This window comes from Phenylobacterium sp., from assembly GCF_035276905.1.
Lineage (GTDB): Bacteria > Pseudomonadota > Alphaproteobacteria > Caulobacterales > Caulobacteraceae > Phenylobacterium.
This window is the reverse complement of record NZ_DATELG010000274.1, coordinates 1-3,202: the sequence shown is the minus strand read 5'-3', so window position 1 is coordinate 3,202 and position 3,202 is coordinate 1. Positions and strand designations below refer to the sequence as shown.

6 protein-coding genes are annotated in these 3,202 nt (G+C 73.7%); all 6 read right to left on the bottom strand.

Annotation, left to right across the window (positions count from 1 at the left end; translation table 11 throughout):
* Nucleotides 1–84 precede the first annotated feature (84 nt).
* On the bottom strand, nt 85–600 hold the full coding sequence (locus VJS38_RS12860) for a DsbE family thiol:disulfide interchange protein (RefSeq protein ID WP_324088545.1): 516 nt from the start codon (nt 598–600) through the stop codon (nt 85–87).
* Nucleotides 597–743 carry a heme exporter protein CcmD gene (gene ccmD, locus VJS38_RS12855; RefSeq protein WP_324088544.1) on the bottom strand — a complete coding sequence of 49 codons (147 nt, stop codon included), beginning with the start codon at nt 741–743 and terminating at the stop codon, nt 597–599. The genes VJS38_RS12860 and ccmD overlap by 4 nt, the downstream gene beginning before the upstream one ends.
* 5 nt (nt 744–748) lie before the next feature.
* Complete coding sequence (ccmC, locus tag VJS38_RS12850; protein ID WP_324088543.1) at nt 749–1,471, bottom strand: heme ABC transporter permease CcmC; 723 nt, start codon at nt 1,469–1,471, stop codon at nt 749–751.
* A gap of 98 nt (nt 1,472–1,569) precedes the next feature.
* Nucleotides 1,570–2,088: a Spy/CpxP family protein refolding chaperone gene (locus tag VJS38_RS12845; protein WP_324088542.1), complete on the bottom strand. Its 519-nt coding sequence runs from the start codon at nt 2,086–2,088 to the stop codon at nt 1,570–1,572.
* A 67-nt stretch (nt 2,089–2,155) separates the two neighbouring features.
* Nucleotides 2,156–2,821: a heme exporter protein CcmB gene (gene ccmB, locus VJS38_RS12840; protein WP_324088541.1), complete on the bottom strand. Its 666-nt coding sequence runs from the start codon at nt 2,819–2,821 to the stop codon at nt 2,156–2,158.
* Nucleotides 2,822–2,975: 154 nt separating this feature from the next.
* A partial coding sequence (locus VJS38_RS12835) for an ATP-binding cassette domain-containing protein (RefSeq protein WP_324088540.1) occupies nt 2,976–3,202 on the bottom strand: 227 nt, incomplete at its 5' end.

The following is a 3,202-nucleotide window of genomic DNA, read 5'->3' as shown; positions in this document are numbered from 1 at the left end:
TCGGACGGATCGGGTTCACCGGCGGTCCTGCGAAAACGTGGTTAACCAGGCCTTACCGTGTGCGCCGTCATGGTTAGCAGCTGGTTAACGCGCCTGCTGCGCCAGCGCTTTCACGTCGTCCGCTTCGAGCGGGCCGGTGTGCTTGGATAGGATCGTCCCGTCGCGGCCGATCAGATAGGTCTCGGGCACGCCGGTGACGCCGAACTCGACGCCGGCGCGGCCGTCGAGGTCGGAGAGCCGTGCGACATAGGGGTCGCCGAGCCTGGCCAGGAAGGCCTGGGTCTTCGGCGGCTTGTCCTTGTAGGCGACGCCGACGATGCGCACGCCCTTGACCGACAGCGCGTTCAGCTGCGGCGCCTCGACCTCGCAGGGCGCGCACCAGGAGGCGAAGAAATTGACCACCACCGGTCCGCTGGCCGTCAGCTCGCGCAGCCTGGCCGGGCGTCCGTCCTCCAGCGCCGGCAGCGCCAGGTCCGGCATCGGCTTGCCGACCATGGCGTGCGGCTGGACCTTGGGGTCGTGGTGCAGGCCGTAGAGGCCGAACAGCGCCGCCAGGGCGGCCAGCACCACCAGCGGCAGGATCGTCAGCCAGCGGCTCATCTGCGGCCCAGCTCCTCGGCGCGGCGCTTCCAGCGCGCGGCGTAGCGCAGCGACGTGGCGATCAGGCCGGCGAACACCACCGCGGTGACCACATAGGCGGGCCAGATGTAGGCGGCGTATTTGCCGAAGTCGAAGTCGGGCATGAGCTTCAGGCTCTCGCCGCGCGCAACGCCGCGGCCTCGGCCCGGCGGCGCCAGACCTCGCCGCGGATGCGCACCAGCCACAGGGCGCCGAAGCCGGTCAGATAGGCCAGCATCATCAGGTAGAGGGGCGTCGCATAGACCGGCGCCAGCGCGCCCTTGGTCAGCATGGTCGAGCCCTGGTGCAGGGTGTTCCACCAGTAGACGCTGAAATGGACGATCGGCAGGTTGACCAGGCCGACCAGCGCCAGGATCGCCGCGGCCCGGGCGCCCTTGGCCTCGTCGTCGATCGAGGCCCTGAGCGCCAGATAGGCGACGTAGAACAGGAACAGGACCAGCACCGACGTCAGGCGCGCGTCCCACACCCACCAGGCGCCCCACATCGGCCGGCCCCACAGCGAGCCGGTGACCAGGGCCAGGAAGGTCAGGCCCGCGCCCAGCGGCGCGGCTGCCTGGGCGGCGGCGTCGGCGAGCACGTGGCGGAAGACCAGGGCCAGCAGGCTGGCGACGCCTAAGCAGACATAGACGAACATCGCCATGACCGCCGCCGGCACGTGGATGAACATGATCCGCACCGTGGCGCCCTGCTGGTAGTCCTCGGGCGCTGCGAAACCCAGCCAGAGGCCCGCGGCGGCCAGGGCGACGGCGAAAGCGCCCAGCATCGGCGCGGCCCAGCGCGAAAACGCCATGAACCGCTCGGGGTTGGCCAGGAAGGCGGGCGCCGGGATCATGCAGCCGGCTTAGCTCCCCGGCGCAGCGTCGACAAGCCGGCGGGCAGGAGGTGCGGCAGGGCGCCCCTCGCGAGCGCCCGCCTTGAAGTTTCGCAACCTCAGCCTTCGCCGGGACCCGGCCCCTTGCCGTGGCCGAAGCCGCCGTGACCGAAGCTGCCGCGGCCGTGGCCGCCCATGTGGCCGGGAGGGGGCAGGGCGTCGAACGCCTTCTGCTGGGCCGGCGACAGCTGGGCGTAGAAGCGCTTGATGGCGTCGGCGTGGCGGGCGAACTGCTGCTGGCGCTCGGCCTGCCGGGCCTGCATGCGGTCGAGCCGCTGCGGGGTGGTCAGGTTGCGCATTTCGCCCCGTTCGGTCCGGCGCTGCGCCATCTTCGCCGGATCGGGCTGCATGGCGGCGATCAGGGCCTTCAGCGCCGGCTCCTGGTCGGGGCGCAGCTGCAGCACGGCGCGCAGGCGCTGGGCGTGCGCCTCGGCCATCTTGGCCGGGTCCGGGCGCTGCCAATGGCGCCCGGAAGCGCCGTCCGGACCGGCGCCCGGAGCCGGCGCGGGCTGGGCCAGGCTGGCGCCGGCGGCCGAAAGCGCGAGGGCGCCCGCGAGCGCCAGGGAAGAGAGTTTCATCGAGGAGTCCTCGTGCCTTGTCCCTTGAGACCTTGCACGCGGCTCGGATGCGCTTCCGTCGCGCCCCTCAGGACAGCGCGTTGCGGCAGGCCGCCGCCATCGCCAGCGGCCCCAGCGCGACCGCGGCGGCGGCGTAGGCGCCGAGCAGCGCAAAGCCCGCCTTCCACGGCAGGCCGCTCGCCAGGGCGTCGAGCGCGCCGCCGCCGAAGATCACCGGCGGGACGAACAGCGGCAACACGATCACCGCGGTCAAGAGGCCGCCGCGCCGCGCGCCCAGGCTGAGCGCCGCGCCCACCCCGCCGACGAAGGCGAAGGCGAGGCCCCCGGCAAGCGCGCAAGCGAAGGTCAGGGGCGCCAGCTCGACCCGCGCCCCCAGGCCCAGCGCCGCGACCGGGGCCGCCAGGGCCAGCGGCGCGCCGGTCGCGAGCCATTGGCCGAGGCACTTGACGGCGCAGCTCAGCTCCAGCGGGACCGGCGACAGCGCCAGCAGGTCCAGCGCCCCGTCCTCGTAGTCGCGCTCGAACAGCCGCTCGAGCGAGAGCAAGCTCGCCAGCGCCAGCGCCACCCAGGCGACGCCGGCGGCGACCGCGGCCAGCCGCTGGGCCTCCGGGCCGATGGCCAACGGCATCAGGGTGGCGACGCCGGCGTAGAAGCCGACGCTGACCAGCGGCCCCCCGCCGCGGCCCCAGGCGAGCGCCGTCTCGCGGGCGAGCAGGGCGGAAAGGCGGGTCAATTCAGCGCCTCAAGAGCCAGCGCCGAACGCCCCCTCCGTCTCGCTTCGCGAGCCACCGCCCCCACGTTGCGGTGGAGGATCTGGGCCGAAGATGCTCCACCGCTTGCGGGGGAGCTGTCGCGAAGCGACTGAGGGGGCGCTTGGGCGGAGACGCTCACGCCAGCTCCAGCGCCTTCGTCGCGCCGGGGAGCGGGTCGTGGACCGCCGCCAGGATCAGGCCGCCGCCGGCGAGGTGCGCGGCCATCAGCTCGCCGAACCGGCCGCGCCAGGCCGCGTCGAGCGGGCTCAGCGGCTCGTCCAGCAGCCACAGCGGCCGGGGCGCGGCGAGAAGGCGGGCGAGCGCCAGCCTGCGCCGCTGGCCGGCCGACAGCCGGCGGACCT